This window comes from Sporosarcina gallistercoris (genome assembly GCF_014836415.1).
Taxonomy (GTDB): Bacteria; Bacillota; Bacilli; order Bacillales_A; family Planococcaceae; genus Sporosarcina; species Sporosarcina gallistercoris.
The window spans coordinates 409,526-428,942 of sequence record NZ_JACSQY010000001.1 but is presented as its reverse complement, the minus strand read 5'-3'; the positions used below and the strand labels follow the sequence as shown (position 1 = coordinate 428,942).

Genomic DNA, 19,417 nt, shown 5'->3' with positions numbered 1-19,417 from the left:
GGATCAATTTGAATTTAAGGAGTAGTCCGCATTTTCAATTAGTTTGGATAATCGAATACGCTGATTGCCGCGCGTTAAAATGATGATTATTTGTTCTTTTTTCGGGAGGTGTCTGAAATGGATAAAGAGATGTTCCAAATTCGTGATGAGTATATAACGTACGTTCGTTTGGAAAAAAACTATTCAGTCCACACTGTAACGGAATATGAAAAAGATGTAGATGAATTTCTTGAGTTCTTAAAAACCGAAGGCATTCTTACGATAGAGAGCATTACATATCAAGAAGCACGACTTTTTGCTTCACGCCTGTATGAACGCGAGTTATCGAGAGCAACCATTTCCAGAAAGATTTCTTCAGTTCGTTCGTTCTTTCGATTTGCCAATGCCCGTTATGGGATTAATGACACAGCATTCCGTTTGCTGCACCACCCGAAAAAGGAAGATCGTCTTCCGGCTTTTTTTTATGTAGAGGAACTTGAAAAGCTTTTTGCTGCCTGCCTTGGTGAAAAACCAAGAGATCTTCGGGATCGAGCATTGCTTGAACTTCTTTATGCAACAGGAATTCGCGTGAGCGAACTCACTTCAATTAGTGTCAGTGATATCGACAACGATCTTGGAATTGTCCGGGTAATGGGGAAAGGAAGAAAAGAACGCTACGTCCCATTCGGCAGCTTTGCACAATCAGCGATCGAGCGCTATATTGAAATCAGCCGACCTCTTCTGATGAAAGCGACGAAGCATGAGCGATTGTTTGTCAATTTACGAGGCGGACCGCTTACTGATCGTGGCGTCAGACATGTTTTAGATGCCATCGTAGAGAGGGCTTCCATACAATCGAATGTTTATCCTCATATGTTACGCCATACGTTTGCGACCCATTTGTTATCTGCAGGGGCAGATATGCGTACTGTCCAAGAACTTTTGGGGCACAGTGATTTGTCTTCGACACAAATATATACCCATACAACGAAAGAGCATTTAAGAAGAACCTATATGAATACGCATCCGCGTGCTTAGGAGGAAATTTAAATGGAATTTCATGCAACTACGATTTTTGCCATTCGGCATAAGGGAGTTTGTGCAATGTCCGGTGATGGTCAAGTTACCATGGGAGAAAGTGTAGTTATGAAACACACCGCAAAAAAGGTCCGCAGATTATTTAACGGAAACGTACTCGCAGGATTTGCAGGGTCTGTTGCCGATGCATTTACGCTGTTTGATCTTTTTGAAGATAAATTGACAGAGTACAATGGGAATCTGCAACGGGCCTCTGTAGAACTTGCGAAAGAATGGAGAGGTGATCAGATTCTTCGTAAACTCGAGGCGATGCTGCTTGTGATGAATGAAGACACGCTCCTTCTTGTGTCGGGAACAGGTGAAGTAATTGAACCTGATGATGGCATTCTGGCGATTGGATCCGGTGGAAACTATGCGTTAGCAGCTGGCAGATCACTTGCGAAATATGCAGGTGAATCATTGACTGCTGAACAAATTGCGCGTGCGGCACTAGAAACGGCTTCAGAGATTTGTGTGTTTACAAACGATAGGATTATCGTGGAGGTGCTTGGGGAATGACTTCATTACAACTGACGCCAAAAGAAATGATCTCATTTTTAAACCGGTATATTGTTGGGCAGGATAAAGCGAAACGTGCGGTTGCGGTTGCCATTCGGAATCGCTATAGACGTAACTTGTTAACGGACGAAGAGAAGAATGAGATCATCCCGAAGAACATTTTGATGATTGGACCAACCGGAGTTGGGAAAACTGAAATCGCCCGTCGTATTGCGAAACTCGTGGATGCGCCTTTTGTGAAAGTCGAAGCGACGAAATTTACGGAAGTTGGCTACGTCGGTCGTGACGTCGAATCGATGGTGCGTGACCTTGTTGAAACGGGTGTCCGGATTGTCAAAGAAAAACAGCGCGCTCAAGTGAAAGACCAAGCGAGTGTTCAAGCGGAAGAACGCTTAGTTGAATTGCTTGTACCTTCAAAGAAAAAGAAGGCATCTATGCAAAATCCGTTTGAAATGCTGTTTGGTGGGCAAAAGAGTGAGAGTGACGCTGAGGAACAAGAAGAAGTGACGGAGACGACTCGAAAGAGAAGTGAAATTGCTGACTTGCTCAAACAAGGTAAGCTGGAAGATGAGCTAGTGACAGTGGAAGTCGTCTCCCAACAACCTTCCATGTTCGATGCACTGCAAGGTTCTGGAATGGAACAGATGGGGGCGAATATGCAAGATGCCCTTTCATCGCTTATGCCTAAAAAAACATCTGCACGCAAACTATCTGTAAAAGATGCCAGAAGGGTATTAGAAGCTGAGGAAGCGGACAAACTAATTGATCATGACGAAATTGCCCGGCAGGCTGTCCAGTTAACAGAGCAATCCGGCATTATCTTCATTGATGAAATGGATAAAATCGCAAGTAAAAGTGGCGGCTCTTCTAGTGCAGACGTTTCCCGTGAAGGGGTTCAACGTGATATTTTACCAATTGTAGAAGGCTCAACGGTTAATACAAAATACGGCGCGGTGAAAACCGATTATATTTTGTTTATAGCTGCAGGTGCTTTCCATATGGCAAAACCATCGGATATAATACCCGAGTTGCAAGGACGGTTCCCGATCCGTGTTGAATTAGACAAATTATCCAAAGAAGATTTCGTTCGTATTTTGAAAGAACCCGATTTCTCTCTTATTCGACAATATGAGAAACTTCTGGCAACAGAGGACGTCCTGTTAGAGTTCACGGATGAGGCGATCGACCGAATCGCTGAAATTGCATTCGAAGTGAATGATAATACTGAGAACATTGGGGCAAGACGACTTCATACAATTGTTGAACGTCTGCTTGAGGAACTATCCTTTGAGGCATCTGATATCGGTCCTACGAGCATAAAAATCACACCAGCATATGTCGATGAAAAATTGCAAGGCATTGTAAAAGACAAAGACTTGTCACATTTTATTTTATAGTGGAGACAAAATAGTTTATTTAATAATTGAAAACCTTTAGAATATTCTTATCAGTTCCATAATTATGAGGAGGAAATATAATGACACTGTTAGCGAAAACAAGAAAGATTAATGCAATGCTTCAAGAAACTGCGGGTAAGCAAGTGAATTTCAAACAAATGGCGGAACAGCTTAGCGAAGTTATCGACTGTAACGCATTTATCGTAAGCCGAAAAGGAAAGCTGCTTGGGCTTGAAATTCATCACCAGATTGAAAACGAACGTATGAAGCAAATGTTTGAAGATCGTAAATTCCCTGAAGCGTATACTAAACAGCTTTTTGAGATTCGTGAAACTTCACCGAATATTGGAATTGAAAGTGAGTACACTGTATTCCCTGTAGAAAACCAAGAGCTTTTCAAAAACGGCTTAACTACAATCGTTCCGATCATCGGTGGCGGTGAGCGTCTTGGAACACTGATCCTTGCTCGTTTGAGCGACGATTTTAAAGAAGACGATCTTATCCTTGCGGAGTATGGTGCAACAGTGGTGGGAATGGAAATCCTTCGTGAGAAATCTGAAGAAATCGAAACGGAAGCTCGCAGTAAAGCGGTCGTACAAATGGCTATCAACTCACTTTCATACAGTGAGCATGAAGCAATCGAGCATATCTTCAATGAGTTGGATGGAAATGAAGGACTTCTCGTCGCTTCAAAAATTGCTGACCGTGTAGGTATTACACGTTCGGTTATCGTCAATGCACTTCGCAAACTTGAAAGTGCTGGTGTGATTGAATCACGTTCACTAGGAATGAAGGGCACATATATTAAAGTGCTGAATAGCAAATTCCTAGAAGAACTTGAAAAGCAAAAATCATAAGCCTGCAATGGTGCATAATAGAGGAGAGTAAAAAGCGTTATTCGCTTTTTACTCTTTTTTTTATTTAAAAAATATAGGATTTCACAGTACTTCAAAAAATATTAAATATTGAGTTTATTAAATACTCCTATATTAAAACTAAACATGCTTTTTTAAGTATCCAGAATAAGTACATATGGCCTATTAATATTGGTAAATGTTGTGAACGAATGTGAAATTATAAGGAATGTTTCTTTCTTTTTTATATTATTTGTATAGACAAAATGGTTCATCATCCGATACAATAAGTAGTAATTGTTGACTTTTAGGAGATTATGTCGAATTTAATATAATTCTTAACAATATACGAAGGAGGGGGATATTTTGGACCTTTATGGTGGAACGATTTCAGCTTTAGAAAAGGGACTCAATTTTTCTTCTGACAAATCCAAAGCAATTTCACAAAATGTGGCGAATGTAGACACACCAAACTATAAAGTTAAAACAGTAGATTTCAAGAGTTACTTACATGAAGCGAAGACAGCTCAATTAGAGGCGTTACGTACTGATTCGCGTCATATGCAGTTTTCGCCAACGACTTCCGGTTCAGGAACGCGCACTTATTCAAACTTCAAATACAACCAAAATGGTAACGGTGTCGATATGGATAAAGAACAAGCGGATCTAGCGGCTAACCAAATATATTATAATGCGCTTGCTGATCGGATCAGCAGTAAATTTAACTCACTCAATAATGTCATCAAAGGAGGCCGTTAAGCGTGTCTATTTTCCATAGCTTGAATTCTTCAGCTTCTGCATTGACATCACAACGTCTCCGGATGGATGTAATTTCTTCCAATATGGCAAATGTCGATACAACCCGCGGTAAGTTGGTAGACGGAGAGTGGCAGCCCTATCGAAGAAAATCTGTATCATTTGAACCGAAGCAAGGGCAGTTTTCAAACTTCTTGAATGTTGCCATGGGAACTCGGGAAAGAGGGGCTATCGGTAATGGTGTCACGGTCTCGAAAATCCAAGAAGACACTGAAACCCCTTTTAAACAAGTATTTGACCCTACACATCCAGATGCTAATGCAGAAGGATATGTAGAAATGCCTAACGTCGATCCATTACGAGAAACAATAGATATGATGTCTGCAACTCGTTCTTATGAAGCGAATATTACTGTACTTAACTCCAACAAAGCAATGTTGATGAAAGCACTTGAAATTGGAAAATAAAAGAAAGAAAGGATGAGAGCGCATGGCAATATCTTCAATTCTGGCAATGGCGCCGGGTGTTTCGCCGGATGCAACGAAAGCATCGCCTACTACATTCGAATCCCAACAGAAGTTTGGAAGCTTTTTGAAAGATGCGATTCAAGACGTGAACGCAGCTCAAGTTCAATCCGATGTCATGACTGAAAAGTTGGTCCGAGGTGAGGATGTAGATCTACATAATGTAATGATCACAGCTCAAAAAGCTTCAATTGCTTTGAATGCCACGATGGAAGTTCGCAATAAAGTGATCGAGGCGTATCAAGAAGTCATGCGTATGCCAGTGTAAGAAAAATCTAGCGTTATTCATCAGAAACAGTACGGATGACGTTTGCCGACCGGAGGATCAGAATGAAAGAGAGATTGACAAAGATCAAAAACGACTTACAAGCGTTTTGGTCAAACCGGACAAAAAAACAGAAAATAATGTACGTGAGCATCGCTGCCTCAATCATCCTTGTTGCGGCGCTTCTTACTTTCTTCCTTTCTCGTACAACGTATGTACCATTATACAAAGACCTTTCCCGTTCAGATATCGGTAGAATAAAAGAAGAGCTGGACGCACAAGCAGTCCCGAACAAAATCGCGCCAGGCGGTACCTCTATATTGGTTCCGGAAGAACGAGTGGATGATATGCTTGTAGCCATCGAGTCACAAGGACTTGCCAACTCAGGAAGAATTGATTACTCTTTCTTCTCTGAAAATGCGGGATTCGGAACAACAGACAATGAGTTTAATATGATCAAGCTTGCGACCATGCAAAACGAACTAGCGAAATTGATCACTGGCATTGAAGGGGTACAAGACGCAAAAGTAATGATCACCCTTCCAACGCAAGGTGTTTTCGTCAAAGAGGATGTTCAAGCAGCTAGTGCATCAATCGTTTTAAAGACAGAACCCGGGCAGCAGTTCAGTGAACAACAGATTAAAGGGCTATATAACCTGATCTCTAAAAGTATTCCGAACCTAGCACCGGAAGATATCGTAGTGATGAATCAGTATTTCGAATACTACGATTTGAACCACGAAAATAACCAGTTCGGTACAAATGTAGCTGACCAGATGACGATTAAAAAATCTATTGAACGGGACTTGCAGCGTCAAGTTCAAATGATGTTGGGTTCCATGATGGGTCAAGATAAAGTGGTTGTTTCAGTTACGACAGATATCGATTTCCAACAGGAAAATCGAGAAGAAAACCTTGTCACACCGGTTGACGAAGAAAGTATGGAAGGCATCGCACTTAGCGTGCAACGTATCACAGAAACATTTACAGGTGACGGCGCCGTTCCAGGGGGGATTCCGGAAGGGGAAGATCCTACGGACAATCGCACTACGATAGTTGAAGGTTCAACAGGTAATGGGGACTATGAGCGAGTAGAAGAGACGATTAATAATGAAGTGAATCGAATCCGTAAAAACATTGTCGAAAGTCCTTATAAAATACGGGACATAGGTCTCCAAGTGATGGTTGAGCCACCGACTGCAGATGATCCAGGGTCGTTGGATCCAGGTGTTGAAGAGGACATTAAACAAATCCTTGAAACGATCGTACGGACATCGATTGACAAAGTTTCTGTAGGTGAATTGACCGAAGAACAACTAGCTCAGAAAATTGCTGTTTCCATTCAGCCGATCCGTGGCAAGCAGGCAAACTTCGATGCAGAACGCACAGTAATCCCTTGGTGGGTATATGTTGTAGGCGGAGTACTGCTGTTAGTGATAATCACATTAGTCATTCTCTATGTTCGTAAACGACGTAAAGACGAAGCACTTGCATTAGAAGAAGCACGTGCACTCGAAGAACAATTGGAAGCGATAGAAGTGAGTGACATTAACGGTGAAGTTGAGACTGAAGGCACGATGCGCAGAAAACAGTTGGAAAAAATGGCGAAAGAAAAACCCGAAGAATTCGCGAAATTGCTACGCACTTGGATAGCAGAGGACTAAGGAGAGGTCAGACATGGTGAAAAAAGATAAAGAAATGTCCGGGAAGCAGAAGGCGGCTCTCCTTCTGATTTCTCTCGGTCCTGAAGTATCCGCAGCAATCTACAAGCATTTGACGGAAGAGGAAATCGAGCGATTGACTCTCGAAATATCCGGAGTTCGTAAAGTGGAGTCTTCAGTAAAAGAAGAAATCATTGAGGAATTTCATAACATCGCTCTCGCACAAGATTACATTTCTCAAGGCGGTATCGGCTATGCGAAAACGGTTCTAGAAAAAGCGTTAGGAAAAGAACATGCGCAAGCGGTCATTAATCGCTTGACTTCTTCACTCCAAGTCCGTCCCTTTGATTTTGCAAGAAGGACAGAGCCTAGCCAGATTTTGAATTTCATCCAAAATGAGCATCCGCAAACCATTGCACTCATTTTGTCCTACTTGGAATCGGAACAGGCAGGAATGATCCTTTCTTCTTTACCACAGGAAGTGCAAGCTGACATTGCGAAACGGATTGCTACAATGGAATCGACATCTCCTGAAGTTATAAGCGAGATCGAAGCTGTCCTTGAACGAAAACTATCTTCAACTGTTACTCATGACTATTCGGATACTGGCGGAGTGGATGCAGTAGTCGAGGTTCTAAATGGAGTCGATCGAGCCACTGAAAAAACAATTCTGGATGCGCTGGAAATACAGGATCCCGAACTTGCAGAAGAAATCAAGAAGCGTATGTTTGTCTTTGAAGACATTATTACACTCGATAACCGCTCGATTCAGCGTGTTATCCGTGATTGTGAAAACGAAGATCTCATTCTGTCTATGAAAGTATCAAGTGAAGAGGTTAAAGATATACTTTTCAAAAACATGTCCCAGCGTATGGCGGAATCTTTCAAAGAAGAGATGGATGTCATGGGGCCGGTCAGGCTGCGTGATGTTGAAGAAGCGCAATCGAGGATTGTTGCGACAATCCGTCGACTGGAAGACGCCGGAGAAATTATTATTGCACGTGGTGGAGGAGATGATGTGATTGTCTAATATCTACAGACCTGACACGAACAAAGTGAAAGGTGTGAAGAAGATTGGAATTCGCAATCTCCGACCAGTGAATGAGGCATCTGTGGAAAGTCCTTCATCTTCTCAACTGAATTTAGCAGAAGTCATCATAGAAAGGGATCGCCTCTTGAACGAAGCGCGCACTCAAGCCGGGATTGAAAAGGCTGCTATTGAACAGATGCGTGAAACAGCACATGATGATATCGATGCTATGCGGAACGCTTGGGAAGCTGAAAAGGCGGAACTGCAACAAAGAGCTTATGAAGAGGCATTCCAAGTCGGCTATGAAGAAGGTACTAAAAAAAGTATTTCAGACATGCAAGACACCATTGAAAAAGCCAATGACACAATTGAAATGGCCCAGAAAAATGGTCAATCCTACTTAGACCATCAAGAACGGCTCATTCTCGAGATAGCGATGAAATCAGCCGAACGTATTCTTGGACATGCGTTACAGGAAGATTCGGATTTGTATTTGTCTATCGTGAAACGTGGCTTGAAAGAAGTCCGTGAAATGAGAGAAGTGAAAGTCTACGTATCACCTCAGTATTATAAGTTAGTTTCAGATAGTCGGGAAGAACTTGCTTCGATCTTCCCGCCTGACGTCCCGATGCTGGTATTCGTAAATGATGAATTCGAAGATACGGAATGTTATATCGAAACAAACCACGGAAGAATCGTTGTGAGTATCGATGAACAGTTGAATGAGATGAAAGAGCGCCTTGTGGAACTACTGGAGAGCGAGGGCTGATCATGAATAAAGCTGAAGAACTTTCAAGTAAAATAACGAGTGTCAATACATTCAAGAAATATGGCCGTGTTGCCAGAGTCGTCGGTTTGATGATTGAGTCCAAAGGCCCGGAAAGCTCAATCGGTGATTTGTGTATCATCCACTTGAGTCCGACAAGTAGATCAGAGTCGAAAATTTTGGCGGAAGTTGTCGGGTTTCGCGAAGAGATCGTTATGCTCATGCCGTTTACGAATGTCACGGACATTTCTAGTGGCTGCTTAGTGGAAGGGACAGGGAAACCGCTTGAAGTAAAAGTCGGTATGAATTTGATAGGGAAAGTACTAGACTCGATGGGAAATCCGATTGACAATTCAGCGCTGCCAAAAGGACTTGCGACTGTTCGGACAGAGCAAAGTCCTCCTAATGTATTAACTCGACCGACCATCAATGAAAAATTAGCGGTCGGAGTGAAGGCGATTGACGGAATGCTGACAGTAGGCAGCGGTCAGCGAGTAGGGATTTTTGCTGGTTCGGGTGTAGGGAAAAGTACTTTACTCGGCATGATTGCACGCAACACAACCGCTGATATAAATGTCATAGCGCTCATAGGTGAGCGTGGCAGGGAAGTTCGTGAATTCATCGATAGAGACTTAGGACCTGAAGGGTTAAGTCGCACGATTGTCGTTGCTGCGACTTCCGACCAGCCTGCTCTTATGAGAATAAAAGGCGCATTCACAGCGACAGCTATCGCGGAATACTTCAGAAATAAAGGTATGAATGTCATGCTCATGATGGACTCGGTAACACGGGTTGCAATGGCACAGCGAGAAATTGGACTTGCAGTAGGGGAACCGCCTGCTACTAGAGGGTATACACCTTCCGTCTTTGCAATACTACCGAAGTTGCTTGAACGAAGCGGTACGAACGAATTCGGAGCGATCACTGCATTCTATACCGTATTGGTCGACGGTGATGATATGAATGAGCCTATTGCCGATGCGGTTCGAGGAATTTTGGATGGCCATATCGTTTTAGATAGGACTCTCGCAAACAAAGGGCAATATCCCGCTATTAATGTATTGAAGAGTGTCAGCCGATTAATGAATCATATTTCCGATCCGGAACATGTGAAAGCCGCAGAGAAGCTCAGGGAATTGTACTATACGTATGATAAATCTGAAGATCTCATTAATATTGGTGCATACAAACGGGGGACTTCTAAAGAAATCGACCAAGCGATTGAATATGAACCGCTCATTACAAAGTTCCTGAAACAAGGGTACAAAGATAATATTTCGATGGAAGAAAGTATAGAAGAACTGATTGCACTCGCTTCAGCGGGCGGTCACACATGAAGTCATACCATTATCGATTTGACAAAGTCTTGACGTTTCGTGAACAGGAAAAGAATGAGACGGAATCAGCTTATAAGGAATCCATCGAGTCATTTGAAACAATTGCCACTCAGCTTTATGACCTGTTGAAAAAGAAAGAGGACATTTTAGTGGAGCAGCAAGAGAAAATGGCAAGAGGGTTTTCAGTGAATGAGATTCACCACTATGCGAGATTCATAGAAAGCATTGAAGCAAAAATCAATTCCGTTCAAGAACAAGTGATTCAGGCACGCAGTAAAATGAATTGGTACGAAGAACGGTTGTTGGACAAAACGATTGAAGTGAAAAAATATGAAAAGATGCGGGAAAAAGATCGGGATGCTTATCAGGAAGAGATGGAACATAAAGAAGCCGAACGATTAGATGAACTTTCAACACTGAAATTCCGCAAAAATGAAAATGGGTGGTAAGCAGGTGAAACGTAAAAAGACTAAAGTGCCAGACTCCTACCAAGAAGAGCGCAAGGCCGGAAGTTTCTTTCAGATGTTACTCGCGTGGTTTGTGATTCCACTTATTTTTGCGATAGCTGTTCTCCTTATTATTGCAAAAGTTGCAGATGTGAATGTGGTGGATAAAGCGAAAGAATGGACAGCTTCCGTTCCTGCACTAGAACAGAAAAAACAAGACTCTTCCACAAAAAAAGATAAAAAAGTATTAGAAGACCGTGTCGTCGCCATGAAAGAAGAGCTGAAACAGAAAGAGCAGCAACTGATGGATATACAGGAAGACTTGAAGAAGTCCAATGCGAAAAATGAAGAGTTAACCCTTGCACAAGAAAAGCTGCAAGCTGAAATTTTAGTCCTGCAAAGAACGAATGATAGTTCCAGTAAGGAAATAGCGCAGCTCGTGTCAACCTTTGAACAGATGTCTGCAAAATCTGCGGCCCCTGTCATTACAAAAATGGACGATGCCCAAGCACTCCAGCTTCTTTCGCAAATGAAGGCGAATACGCTAGCGGCTGTTCTTGAAAAAATGACACCGGAGGATGCTGCGAAATATACTGCCCTTTTAGCTAAATGATGATATAATCATAAAGTAATAGATTATATCTTAGGAGGTGAAAAAATGAATATTGGTTCAGTTCCAATAGCGATGACAGCTCCAGCTCCAGTTGCGGTATCGGGAAATTCAGTTCAAACAACTGGGAAATTCAATGGGAAATTTGGTTCTGTACTTGCTGGAATGACGAAAAGCGTCGAAACTACGAAAAACCCAGGTTCCGCCGATCAGGCAGGCGCGTTATCAGGAACAATCAGCGAAATTCTATCTGCACCAACTGTCGAAGACCTTGCTAAAGTATTGGAGTCATTGACTGACATTCCTCAGCAAGATATTCTGAGCGGTCTTGGCAAGTTGGGCGAAGCCAGTTCGATTGAAGAATGGGCGGAAGTTTTAGCATTGGATCCAGCAGAATTGTTGGAAACCATCAGCACATTGTTAGACGAGGCAGGTCTTACTAAGGAAGAACTGGCGGAAGTCATGTATTCCAACGATTTGTGGACGCTTTTAAGTGTCGTAAATGAACAAACACCTCATCTATTAGGTGCGCTTGGAGAAATGTTGAATAGTGAAGCACAGGCTACACCACAACGAGCAGCGGACGTTCTAGCATTTTTGAAAATGGTTGAAACCGTGCTTCCGAAAAAGGACTTACTTGGTTGGCAACAAACCAGTTTGACAGAATTGAAAGGTATCCTAGACAGTGAAACTATTTTAAAGACAAGTGATTTTAAAAGTAAAGATTCAATTCCATCAGCTTTTATGAGTGCAATCGTAAATGTGACAAAGAGTAGTCAAGAACAGACACCCAATGATGGGAAAAGTGAGCAAAATCCATCTCAGCTTCTTCACAATACAAGTGTACAACCGATAGTATCTAGGAATGTTTTTTCATTTGAAACGCAAGAAACACGACCTACCAGTCAATCCGAGGCTTTGCTTGCAAAATTACAAGGACTGTTTAAGCAGACGAACTTTGGCCAACAGGGTGGCACAAATCGTTTGCTAGTCAAGCTGAATCCTGAACAACTCGGTCAAATCCGAATTGAACTCATTCAGACCAACGGCGTCATGACTGCAAGAATACTTGCTTCAACAGCTCTAGGAAAAGAGATGTTAGACAGCCAACTGCACCAGTTAAGACAGTCATTCAACCAGCAGAATATTCAAGTAGATCGGATTGACGTGACGCAAGCTGTTCAAGATCCATCCCGTAACGATCGCAGTCAAAACTTTAACCATCAGCAGTTTAAAGGAAATGACGATCAACAAGAAACAGAAGAGCACGAACATGATGAACAGCAATCGTTCCAAGAATATTTGCTCGATGTGGAGGTGTAACAAATGGTAGATGGACAACAAGCGATAACAGATTCCATGTATCTTGTGAATAAGCAGAGGGATGAACGGAAAACTGGCCAAGGCACGTTAGGCAAAGACGACTTCATGAAGTTGCTGATTGCACAGTTGCAGAACCAGGATCCTACAAATCCGATGAAAGATAACGAGTTCATCGCACAAATGGCGCAGTTTTCTGCACTGGAACAAACTATGAACCTTACAAAAGCTTTTGAGAAATTCGCGGAATCCCAAAACCAAAGCCAATTGATTCAATACAATTCGTTTGTTGGAAAAGATATTAAGTGGCACAAAGTGGCAGAGAAACCTGATGAAGACGGGAAACCAGTCATTACAGAAGGCACTGGAACAATAACATCCATTAAATATGTGAATGGTTCCGTAGTGTTCACAATGGCTGATGGCCAAGAATTGTCACCAGGTAATATCTCAGAAGTACTATCAGGCGGAGTGAATTCCAATAGTTTGGTAGAAGCAAGTATGCTGATTGGCAAGACAGTCGGTTATCTGGATGGTGAAACCGAAAAGACAGGGACAGTAACATCAGTATCCAATAAAGATGGAAAACTATTGTACATTCTGGAAAACGGAGAAAAGATTGAAGGGAACAAATTCACTTCAATAAGTAAATAACTAGTTAGAACGGAGCGATTGTATGAATCAGCTAAACATTCAGCGTCTCCAATCGCAGCCGCAACTACGACCCGGACAATTGAAACAGGCCATACCGAAACAGTCCTTCGTCGAACAACTGAACAACGCGCTTGCACCACAAACGCTAAAGGTCAGTAAACATGCGACTGAACGTCTGACGGAACGGAATATCACGATATCTGAAGCCGAATGGGCTCATGTCACGGACAAAGTAAACGAGGCAAAAGCGAAAGGGATTCGCGACTCACTCGTACTGCTGGACCAAGCCGCACTCATTGTCAGTGCAAAAAATTCCACAGTCATCACAGCGATGGATCGTAAGGAAGCGAAAGATCAGCTGTTCACGAACATCGATGGAACGATTATCCTAAGTTAACAAACGAACATTGGCAGGACCTTAAGAATAAGGATGCCACCGCATTGCCGACCGACAGAGGCACTTGCACTTTACAATCCGAGAGGGGAAAATACAATATGTTACGCTCAATGTACTCAGGAATTTCAGGACTTAAAAACTTTCAAACAAAGCTGGATGTAATTGGTAACAACATTTCGAACGTGAATACTTATGGATTTAAAAAGGGACGTACTGTATTTAAGGATTTATATTCACAGACAGTTGCAGGTGCAAGTGCACCAGTCGGAAATACGCGCGGTGGGGTAAACCCTAAGCAAGTAGGTCTCGGTTCACAACTTGCTGCGATAGATACACTCCACACGGCAGGTTCAACGCAATTTACAGGAAACACGCTTGATCTTGCTATCGAGGGCGACGGATTCTTCATAGTACAGGATGGAGCTAATACTACGGATGTTCAATATACTAGAGCAGGAAATTTCTATATGGACAAATCTGGTGCTTTGGTAGATGGCGATGGTAGATTTGTTATGGGATTCCAAGGTATCAATGGCGATACAGCAGTTGGAACAACACGAGGAAAGCTAACTATCCCAAGTGATGCGACAAATATGTCGATTGGACAGGATGGTACAGTGAACTATGTTCAAGGAGGCGTTCTTAAAATCGCGGGACAAGTTCAAATAGCAACGTTTAATAACCCGGGTGGATTAGAAAAGGTGGGTGGAAATATGTATAAAGAATCAGCTAACTCAGGAGGTGCTTTAGCTGGAGCTCCACTAACTGACGGTCGTGGTACAGTTAAATCCGGATCCCTGGAAATGTCCAACGTCGACCTCTCTGAAGAATTTACAGAAATGATCGTCGCTCAACGTGGATTCCAAGCCAACACACGGATCATTACGACATCGGACGAAATCCTTCAAGAACTCGTTAACTTGAAGCGTTAATAGTATATTCAAGTAGTTTACAACTATGCTAGTTGTTTGAAGCGAAAGACGGCGCCTCCGGAGAGATCAGTGAAGATTGAAGACCCCGCAGGAGCGAAGCGACGGAAAAGAGTGCTGCCTTAATTTTAGCAAAGCTCGCTAAAATACGGCCAATCGAACCCTTCGTTGTTCGATTGGCTGAGATCGTGCCCCCGGAAAGCGTCCGTCTGAAGCGGAAAACAACGACTGTAGCTTACCTTATCGAACCACATAATTTGCTCGTTAAAGGAGGGTCGGGCCGGCTCTTGTGCCTGGCCCTTTACATATGATTCAAGTGACACGACTCAATGGAGCTGCATTCCATTTGAACGCACTCTACATAGAAAAAGTGGAATCGTTTCCCGATACGACCATTACGTTGACGACGGGCACAAAATACGTCGTTCTCGATTCAATGGATACAGTGAACGACCGTATCATAAAGTTCTATCAATCTGTTCAACTACTATCGAACCCACATTTGCGAGGTGAAGAAGATGAAGAATAAAGTATTGACAATCTCTCTAATCATATTAGTAAGTATCACTCTCGTTGGCGTTGTGGGTCTCATCCTCACTTTACAATTGAAAAATGGTGACGAAGCTGAAAAAGAACCATCCATTGATGAAATCATTGAATCGTCTGTAGACATTCCCGAAATTACAACGAATTTAAGCGGTCGTCAATTTATCCGTATTTCATTGAAAATCCAAACAAGTAATAAAAAGTCTGCAGAAGAACTTACGAAACGTGACTTCCAAGTGAATAACATCGTCATCCAGGAATTGTCCGAGAAGAGTGCTAAAGATTTTGAAGGCAAAACAGGGAAGCAAGCTTTTGAAGATGCCATCAAGGCTCAGTTGAACCCTCTTATGCAAGAGGGGAAGATCGAGAAGGTATACATCGTCTCTTACATTATTCAATAAGCATTCAACCAATTAAGAGTGAAAAGGAGGTGGCCTAATGTCGGGAGATATTTTATCCCAAAACGAGATAGACGCACTGCTGTCCGCCATTTCGACAGGTGAAATGACGGCGGACGAAATAAAAAAAGAAGATGAGACCAAGAAAGTTAAAGTATATGATTTCAAGCGGGCATTGCGCTTTTCAAAAGACCAGATTCGCAGTTTAACCCGAATCCATGAAAATTTCGCTCGATTGCTCACCACTTATTTTTCAGCAAAATTACGAACATATATCCAAATCAATGTAGCGTCCGTTGACCAAATTCCGTTTGAAGAGTTCATTCGGTCGATCCCGAACATGACGCTCCTCAATATATTTGAAGTCCCGCCGCTTGAAGGAAACATTATTATGGAAGTCAATCCGAATGTCGCCTATTCCATGCTGGAACGGCTGATGGGCGGCTATGGCGAGAGTTCGGGGAAAATCGATAATATGACTGAGATCGAAACAAAGATTCTTACAGGTTTGTTCGAGCGATCTTTTGACAACTTACGTGAAGCCTGGTCGAATATTGCAGACATCGATCCGTTTCTCGCTGAAATGGAAGTGAATCCGCAATTTCTTCAAATGATCTCTCCGAATGAGACAGTAGTCGTCATATCGTTCAATATTGTTATCGGAGAGTCAAGTGGAATGATCAACATCTGTATTCCACACGTCGTATTAGAGCCGATTGTACCAAATCTCTCTGTGCGCTACTGGATGCAGACGAATAAGAAAGAACCGACTCCTGAGCAGAGCATTGTGCTTGAGAAGAGAATTAAAAAAGCGGATCTACCCGTTGTTGCGAAACTGGGTGAAGGCGCTATGACTATCGAAGACTTATTATATCTTCAACTTGGCGATGTCATCGAACTGGATACCGCGTATGATGCGCCACTCACGATAGAAGTGAGCGGCATCCCTAAATTCACAGCACAACCTGGTCATTTGAGAAATCGTATGGCTGTCCAAATACTAGATACCCTGATTGGAGGGGATGACGAAGATGATGAGTGATAATATCCTTTCACAGGAAGAAATAGAAGCTCTGTTGCGTGGAGAATCCATTGATACCGGAGCTGAAGCGGAGCAGGAGATACAGGGCATTTCAACAGACGATTATCTCGATGAAATGGAGCAAGATGCTCTAGGTGAAATCGGTAATATTTCTTTTGGGAGTTCGGCAACAGCGTTATCCGGATTACTAGGTCAAAAAGTTGAAATTACGACACCAAAGATCTCTGTTATCAATCGGAATGAACTTGAAACTGAATTTGTTCATCCGTACGTTGCAGTTGGCGTTGAATATACAGTGGGACTGAGCGGGACGAATTTGCTCGTCATTAAGCAAAGTGATGCTGCCATTATCGCCGACCTGATGCTAGGTGGAGATGGACTTTCACCCGATCCCGACTTGGGCGAAATCCATTTAAGCGCCGTACAGGAAGCGATGAACCAAATGATGGGGTCTGCTGCAACATCGATGTCCACAGTGTTCAATAAAAAAGTGGATATTTCACCACCAACAATTGAGTTACTAAACGTTCAAGAAGACAAAGGCACAGGAAGTATCCCGCAGGAGGATCTGCTTATCCGAGTGTCATTCAACTTAAAAGTCGGAACGCTTATTGATTCGAATATTATGCAGTTGTTCCCGCTTGGACTTGGTAAAGAGCTTGTTTCGTCACTTGTCGGTGATACGGCCGCTGAAACAGCACCCACAGTTGCAGAACCGGCACCGCAGCAAGAACAGCGTCAAGAAGTTCAACAACAGCCGCCAGCACAACCATATCCTCAAGGTGAGCAGCAATATTCCGGCTACAGTGAACCGCAGCACTTGCCGCCAAGACAGCAGCAAAACCAGCATGCAAATGTACAACAAGCGCAATTTGCAAGCTTTGAATCCCCATCCTTAAATCAATCCGAGACTTCAAACTTAAACTTGTTATTGGATATACCGTTGAAAGTGACAGTTGAGTTAGGACGGACGAAGCGATCTGTTAAGGAAATACTGGAAATGTCGAGCGGTTCAATCATTGAACTCGACAAACTAGCAGGCGAGCCTGTTGATATCCTAGTGAATAACAGACACATTGCAAAAGGGGAAGTTGTCGTCATCGATGAGAATTTCGGTGTAAGGATTACGGATATCTTGAGCCAAACAGAACGGTTAAACAATTTACGATAAACCTTGGAGGTCATGGACATGTCAAAACGTATTTTAATAGTGGATGATGCAGCATTTATGCGAATGATGGTAAAAGATATTCTTTCAAAAAATAATTTTGAAGTCGTTGGAGAGGCTGCTGACGGAGTACAGGCAGTTGAGAAGTATTTCGAATTGAAACCGGATCTCGTCACGATGGATATTACGATGCCTGAAATGGATGGTATCGCAGCACTAAAGGCAATCAAAGAAAAAGATCCGAATGCGACAATCATCATGTGTTCAGCAATGGGGCAGCAAGCAATGGTAATCGACGCAATTCAAGCAGGAGCAAAAGACTTCATTGTGAAGCCATTCCAGGCAGACCGGGTCGTAGAAGCAATTGAAAAAGCGCTTAGCTAACATCAATCACTTTGCAGTCATCAGTAGGTTGTTGCTCGTTGCACTGCTTTTATGTTTAAGTGCAGCACCTATGACTGTTCAAGCGGAAACAGATTCATCGGTAACCGATTATCTGAAAAAAAACAAAGAACAAGAGGAATCACCTGCCGCTAAGAGTGAGAAGCCGGATGAAGCGGATTTGAACAATGATGTGTCACCTTCCCCTGTTGGTTTGACAGCATGGGATTATATTAAGACCCTCTTAGCGTTAGCATTTGTCATTGCATTGCTCTATGGCATGGTGAAGTTCATCAATACGCGGAATCGGGTGACCCAACATGGCAAACTTATGCAAAACATGGGTGGCCTATCGCTTGGACAGCATAAGTCGATTCAATTAGTGAAAATTGGGGAGCAGTACTTCCTGATTGGTGTTGGTGATGATGTTCGGCTGCTTAAAGAACTCTCGAATCCCGAAGAAATTGCTCAACTAGCTGATTATTATTCGGAAGAGGATCAAGTTCTTCAACAAACTCTCCTCATGAGACTTGTCAACGGAGTGAAAACGCGAAAGACCAATCCTTATCAGAAACAAGAGGAACCAGAAGAATTCGGAAATCTATTTAAAACTAAGCTGACTGAAATCGAGAACGAGAGGAAACGTCAGCTCAATCAGCTGACGGAGAAGGAGCGCAAACGGAATGAATGACTTTATGCAATTTTTTTCGGATAGTGATCCGGGTGCAGTATCGACATCCGTCAAGATGCTTCTTCTACTGACCGTTCTATCTTTAGCTCCAGCGATTCTGATCCTGATGACGTCGTTCGCCAGGATCATTATTGTTTTATCGTTTGTTCGCTCAGCCTTGGCGACTCAACAGATGCCTCCAAACCAAGTTCTTGTAGGACTTGCTTTGTTTTTAACGTTTTTCATCATGGCTCCGACATTTCAGCAAGTGAACGATGACGCACTGAAACCGTTGTTTGCAGAAGAAATATCTTTGGATGATGCCTATGAAAAAGCCAGTATCCCTTTTAAGGAATTCATGGGAAAACATACGAGACAAAAAGACTTGGAATTATTTTTAAGATATAACAACGCAGATCGTCCTGAAACGATGGAAGACATCCCATTAACTATGATGGTGCCAGCTTTCGCGTTAAGTGAAATCAAGACAGCGTTCCAAATGGGATTCATGATCTTCATCCCGTTTCTCGTCATTGATATGATCGTCGCTAGTATTCTTATGTCGATGGGGATGATGATGCTGCCGCCGGTAATGATTTCATTGCCGTTTAAAATTTTGCTATTTGTACTAGTGGACGGTTGGTATCTGATTGTTAAGTCACTGCTGCAAAGCTTTTAGGAGGGGTTCAGA

24 protein-coding genes are annotated in these 19,417 nt (G+C 42.7%); all 24 read left to right on the top strand.

All coding sequences use genetic code 11. The annotated features are described in order from the left end of the window. The first annotated feature begins 117 nt into the window (after window positions 1–117). The 24 genes from xerC to fliP all read left to right on the top strand — a co-directional run bounded on the left by xerC (window position 118) and on the right by fliP (window position 19,405). A complete protein-coding gene (gene xerC, locus H9659_RS02175) occupies window positions 118–1,017 on the top strand; it encodes a tyrosine recombinase XerC (protein WP_191688287.1) in 900 nt (299 codons plus the stop codon). Between the two features lie 12 nt (window positions 1,018–1,029). Continuing rightward, the gene (hslV, locus tag H9659_RS02170) at window positions 1,030–1,575 is read left to right on the top strand and encodes an ATP-dependent protease subunit HslV (RefSeq protein WP_191688286.1); all 546 of its coding nucleotides are present in this window, start codon (window positions 1,030–1,032) and stop codon (window positions 1,573–1,575) included. Beyond that, the gene (gene hslU, locus H9659_RS02165; RefSeq protein WP_191688284.1) at window positions 1,572–2,972 is read left to right on the top strand and encodes an ATP-dependent protease ATPase subunit HslU; all 1,401 of its coding nucleotides are present in this window, start codon (window positions 1,572–1,574) and stop codon (window positions 2,970–2,972) included. The genes hslV and hslU overlap by 4 nt, the downstream gene beginning before the upstream one ends. Before the next feature lie 80 nt (window positions 2,973–3,052). Then, window positions 3,053–3,829, top strand: coding sequence for a GTP-sensing pleiotropic transcriptional regulator CodY (codY, locus tag H9659_RS02160; RefSeq protein ID WP_191688282.1), 777 nt, complete (start codon window positions 3,053–3,055; stop codon window positions 3,827–3,829). A 363-nt stretch (window positions 3,830–4,192) separates the two neighbouring features. Next, window positions 4,193–4,585, top strand: coding sequence for a flagellar basal body rod protein FlgB (gene flgB, locus H9659_RS02155; protein WP_191688280.1), 393 nt, complete (start codon window positions 4,193–4,195; stop codon window positions 4,583–4,585). Window positions 4,586–4,587: 2 nt separating this feature from the next. Continuing rightward, window positions 4,588–5,049 carry a flagellar basal body rod protein FlgC gene (gene flgC / locus H9659_RS02150; protein ID WP_191688278.1) on the top strand — a complete coding sequence of 154 codons (462 nt, stop codon included), beginning with the start codon at window positions 4,588–4,590 and terminating at the stop codon, window positions 5,047–5,049. A gap of 22 nt (window positions 5,050–5,071) precedes the next feature. After that, window positions 5,072–5,374 (top strand): flagellar hook-basal body complex protein FliE, encoded by a 303-nt coding sequence (gene fliE, locus H9659_RS02145; protein WP_191688277.1) that lies wholly within the window; start codon window positions 5,072–5,074, stop codon window positions 5,372–5,374. A 62-nt stretch (window positions 5,375–5,436) separates the two neighbouring features. Next, window positions 5,437–7,035: a flagellar basal-body MS-ring/collar protein FliF gene (fliF, locus tag H9659_RS02140; RefSeq protein WP_191688275.1), complete on the top strand. Its 1,599-nt coding sequence runs from the start codon at window positions 5,437–5,439 to the stop codon at window positions 7,033–7,035. A gap of 13 nt (window positions 7,036–7,048) precedes the next feature. Next, on the top strand, window positions 7,049–8,062 hold the full coding sequence (gene fliG / locus H9659_RS02135) for a flagellar motor switch protein FliG (RefSeq protein WP_191688273.1): 1,014 nt from the start codon (window positions 7,049–7,051) through the stop codon (window positions 8,060–8,062). Continuing rightward, a complete protein-coding gene (gene fliH / locus H9659_RS02130) occupies window positions 8,055–8,831 on the top strand; it encodes a flagellar assembly protein FliH (RefSeq protein WP_191688272.1) in 777 nt (258 codons plus the stop codon). The genes fliG and fliH overlap by 8 nt, the downstream gene beginning before the upstream one ends. 2 nt (window positions 8,832–8,833) lie before the next feature. Then, window positions 8,834–10,165, top strand: coding sequence for a flagellar protein export ATPase FliI (gene fliI / locus H9659_RS02125; RefSeq protein ID WP_191688271.1), 1,332 nt, complete (start codon window positions 8,834–8,836; stop codon window positions 10,163–10,165). Next, complete coding sequence (gene fliJ / locus H9659_RS02120; protein WP_191688269.1) at window positions 10,162–10,614, top strand: flagellar export protein FliJ; 453 nt, start codon at window positions 10,162–10,164, stop codon at window positions 10,612–10,614. Before fliI ends, fliJ begins: the two co-directional genes overlap by 4 nt. Before the next feature lie 4 nt (window positions 10,615–10,618). After that, on the top strand, window positions 10,619–11,224 hold the full coding sequence (locus H9659_RS02115; RefSeq protein WP_191688267.1) for a MotE family protein: 606 nt from the start codon (window positions 10,619–10,621) through the stop codon (window positions 11,222–11,224). Between the two features lie 45 nt (window positions 11,225–11,269). After that, entirely contained in the window at window positions 11,270–12,544 is a 1,275-nt protein-coding gene (locus H9659_RS02110; RefSeq protein WP_191688265.1) for a flagellar hook-length control protein FliK, read from the top strand. 3 nt (window positions 12,545–12,547) lie between these two features. Continuing rightward, a complete protein-coding gene (gene flgD, locus H9659_RS02105; RefSeq protein WP_191688264.1) occupies window positions 12,548–13,195 on the top strand; it encodes a flagellar hook assembly protein FlgD in 648 nt (215 codons plus the stop codon). Window positions 13,196–13,217: 22 nt separating this feature from the next. Beyond that, on the top strand, window positions 13,218–13,592 hold the full coding sequence (locus tag H9659_RS02100) for a TIGR02530 family flagellar biosynthesis protein (RefSeq protein WP_191688262.1): 375 nt from the start codon (window positions 13,218–13,220) through the stop codon (window positions 13,590–13,592). 98 nt (window positions 13,593–13,690) lie between these two features. Beyond that, window positions 13,691–14,524 (top strand): flagellar basal body rod protein FlgG, encoded by an 834-nt coding sequence (gene flgG, locus H9659_RS02095; RefSeq protein WP_191688260.1) that lies wholly within the window; start codon window positions 13,691–13,693, stop codon window positions 14,522–14,524. A 304-nt stretch (window positions 14,525–14,828) separates the two neighbouring features. Continuing rightward, window positions 14,829–15,050, top strand: a complete 222-nt coding sequence (locus H9659_RS02090; RefSeq protein WP_191688257.1) for a flagellar FlbD family protein — start codon at window positions 14,829–14,831, stop codon at window positions 15,048–15,050. Next, window positions 15,040–15,468 carry a flagellar basal body-associated protein FliL gene (gene fliL, locus H9659_RS02085; protein WP_191688255.1) on the top strand — a complete coding sequence of 143 codons (429 nt, stop codon included), beginning with the start codon at window positions 15,040–15,042 and terminating at the stop codon, window positions 15,466–15,468. The genes H9659_RS02090 and fliL overlap by 11 nt, the downstream gene beginning before the upstream one ends. A 37-nt stretch (window positions 15,469–15,505) precedes the next feature. After that, window positions 15,506–16,507, top strand: coding sequence for a flagellar motor switch protein FliM (gene fliM / locus H9659_RS02080; RefSeq protein WP_191688253.1), 1,002 nt, complete (start codon window positions 15,506–15,508; stop codon window positions 16,505–16,507). Beyond that, on the top strand, window positions 16,500–17,678 hold the full coding sequence (gene fliY, locus H9659_RS02075; RefSeq protein WP_191688522.1) for a flagellar motor switch phosphatase FliY: 1,179 nt from the start codon (window positions 16,500–16,502) through the stop codon (window positions 17,676–17,678). The genes fliM and fliY overlap by 8 nt, the downstream gene beginning before the upstream one ends. 18 nt (window positions 17,679–17,696) lie before the next feature. After that, window positions 17,697–18,059 carry a response regulator gene (locus H9659_RS02070; RefSeq protein ID WP_025785037.1) on the top strand — a complete coding sequence of 121 codons (363 nt, stop codon included), beginning with the start codon at window positions 17,697–17,699 and terminating at the stop codon, window positions 18,057–18,059. After that, complete coding sequence (locus H9659_RS02065; RefSeq protein ID WP_191688251.1) at window positions 18,040–18,747, top strand: flagellar biosynthetic protein FliO; 708 nt, start codon at window positions 18,040–18,042, stop codon at window positions 18,745–18,747. The genes H9659_RS02070 and H9659_RS02065 overlap by 20 nt, the downstream gene beginning before the upstream one ends. Continuing rightward, on the top strand, window positions 18,740–19,405 hold the full coding sequence (fliP, locus tag H9659_RS02060) for a flagellar type III secretion system pore protein FliP (RefSeq protein WP_191688249.1): 666 nt from the start codon (window positions 18,740–18,742) through the stop codon (window positions 19,403–19,405). The genes H9659_RS02065 and fliP overlap by 8 nt, the downstream gene beginning before the upstream one ends. The last annotated feature ends 12 nt before the right edge of the window (window positions 19,406–19,417 follow it).

Excerpts from the sequence above, each read along its gene's own strand:
- xerC (WP_191688287.1), top strand. The coding sequence starts at position 118 with ATGGATAAAGAGATGTTCCAAATTCGTGATGAGTATATAACGTACGTT.
- hslV (WP_191688286.1), top strand. The coding sequence starts at position 1,030 with ATGGAATTTCATGCAACTACGATTTTTGCCATTCGGCATAAGGGAGTT.
- hslU (WP_191688284.1), top strand. The coding sequence starts at position 1,572 with ATGACTTCATTACAACTGACGCCAAAAGAAATGATCTCATTTTTAAAC.
- codY (WP_191688282.1), top strand. The coding sequence starts at position 3,053 with ATGACACTGTTAGCGAAAACAAGAAAGATTAATGCAATGCTTCAAGAA.
- fliE (WP_191688277.1), top strand. The coding sequence starts at position 5,072 with ATGGCAATATCTTCAATTCTGGCAATGGCGCCGGGTGTTTCGCCGGAT.
- fliF (WP_191688275.1), top strand. The coding sequence starts at position 5,437 with ATGAAAGAGAGATTGACAAAGATCAAAAACGACTTACAAGCGTTTTGG.
- fliG (WP_191688273.1), top strand. The coding sequence starts at position 7,049 with ATGGTGAAAAAAGATAAAGAAATGTCCGGGAAGCAGAAGGCGGCTCTC.
- fliI (WP_191688271.1), top strand. The coding sequence starts at position 8,834 with ATGAATAAAGCTGAAGAACTTTCAAGTAAAATAACGAGTGTCAATACA.
- fliJ (WP_191688269.1), top strand. The coding sequence starts at position 10,162 with ATGAAGTCATACCATTATCGATTTGACAAAGTCTTGACGTTTCGTGAA.
- H9659_RS02110 (WP_191688265.1), top strand. The coding sequence starts at position 11,270 with ATGAATATTGGTTCAGTTCCAATAGCGATGACAGCTCCAGCTCCAGTT.
- flgD (WP_191688264.1), top strand. The coding sequence starts at position 12,548 with ATGGTAGATGGACAACAAGCGATAACAGATTCCATGTATCTTGTGAAT.
- H9659_RS02100 (WP_191688262.1), top strand. The coding sequence starts at position 13,218 with ATGAATCAGCTAAACATTCAGCGTCTCCAATCGCAGCCGCAACTACGA.
- flgG (WP_191688260.1), top strand. The coding sequence starts at position 13,691 with ATGTTACGCTCAATGTACTCAGGAATTTCAGGACTTAAAAACTTTCAA.
- H9659_RS02090 (WP_191688257.1), top strand. The coding sequence starts at position 14,829 with ATGATTCAAGTGACACGACTCAATGGAGCTGCATTCCATTTGAACGCA.
- fliL (WP_191688255.1), top strand. The coding sequence starts at position 15,040 with ATGAAGAATAAAGTATTGACAATCTCTCTAATCATATTAGTAAGTATC.
- fliM (WP_191688253.1), top strand. The coding sequence starts at position 15,506 with ATGTCGGGAGATATTTTATCCCAAAACGAGATAGACGCACTGCTGTCC.
- fliY (WP_191688522.1), top strand. The coding sequence starts at position 16,500 with ATGAGTGATAATATCCTTTCACAGGAAGAAATAGAAGCTCTGTTGCGT.
- H9659_RS02070 (WP_025785037.1), top strand. The coding sequence starts at position 17,697 with ATGTCAAAACGTATTTTAATAGTGGATGATGCAGCATTTATGCGAATG.
- fliP (WP_191688249.1), top strand. The coding sequence starts at position 18,740 with ATGAATGACTTTATGCAATTTTTTTCGGATAGTGATCCGGGTGCAGTA.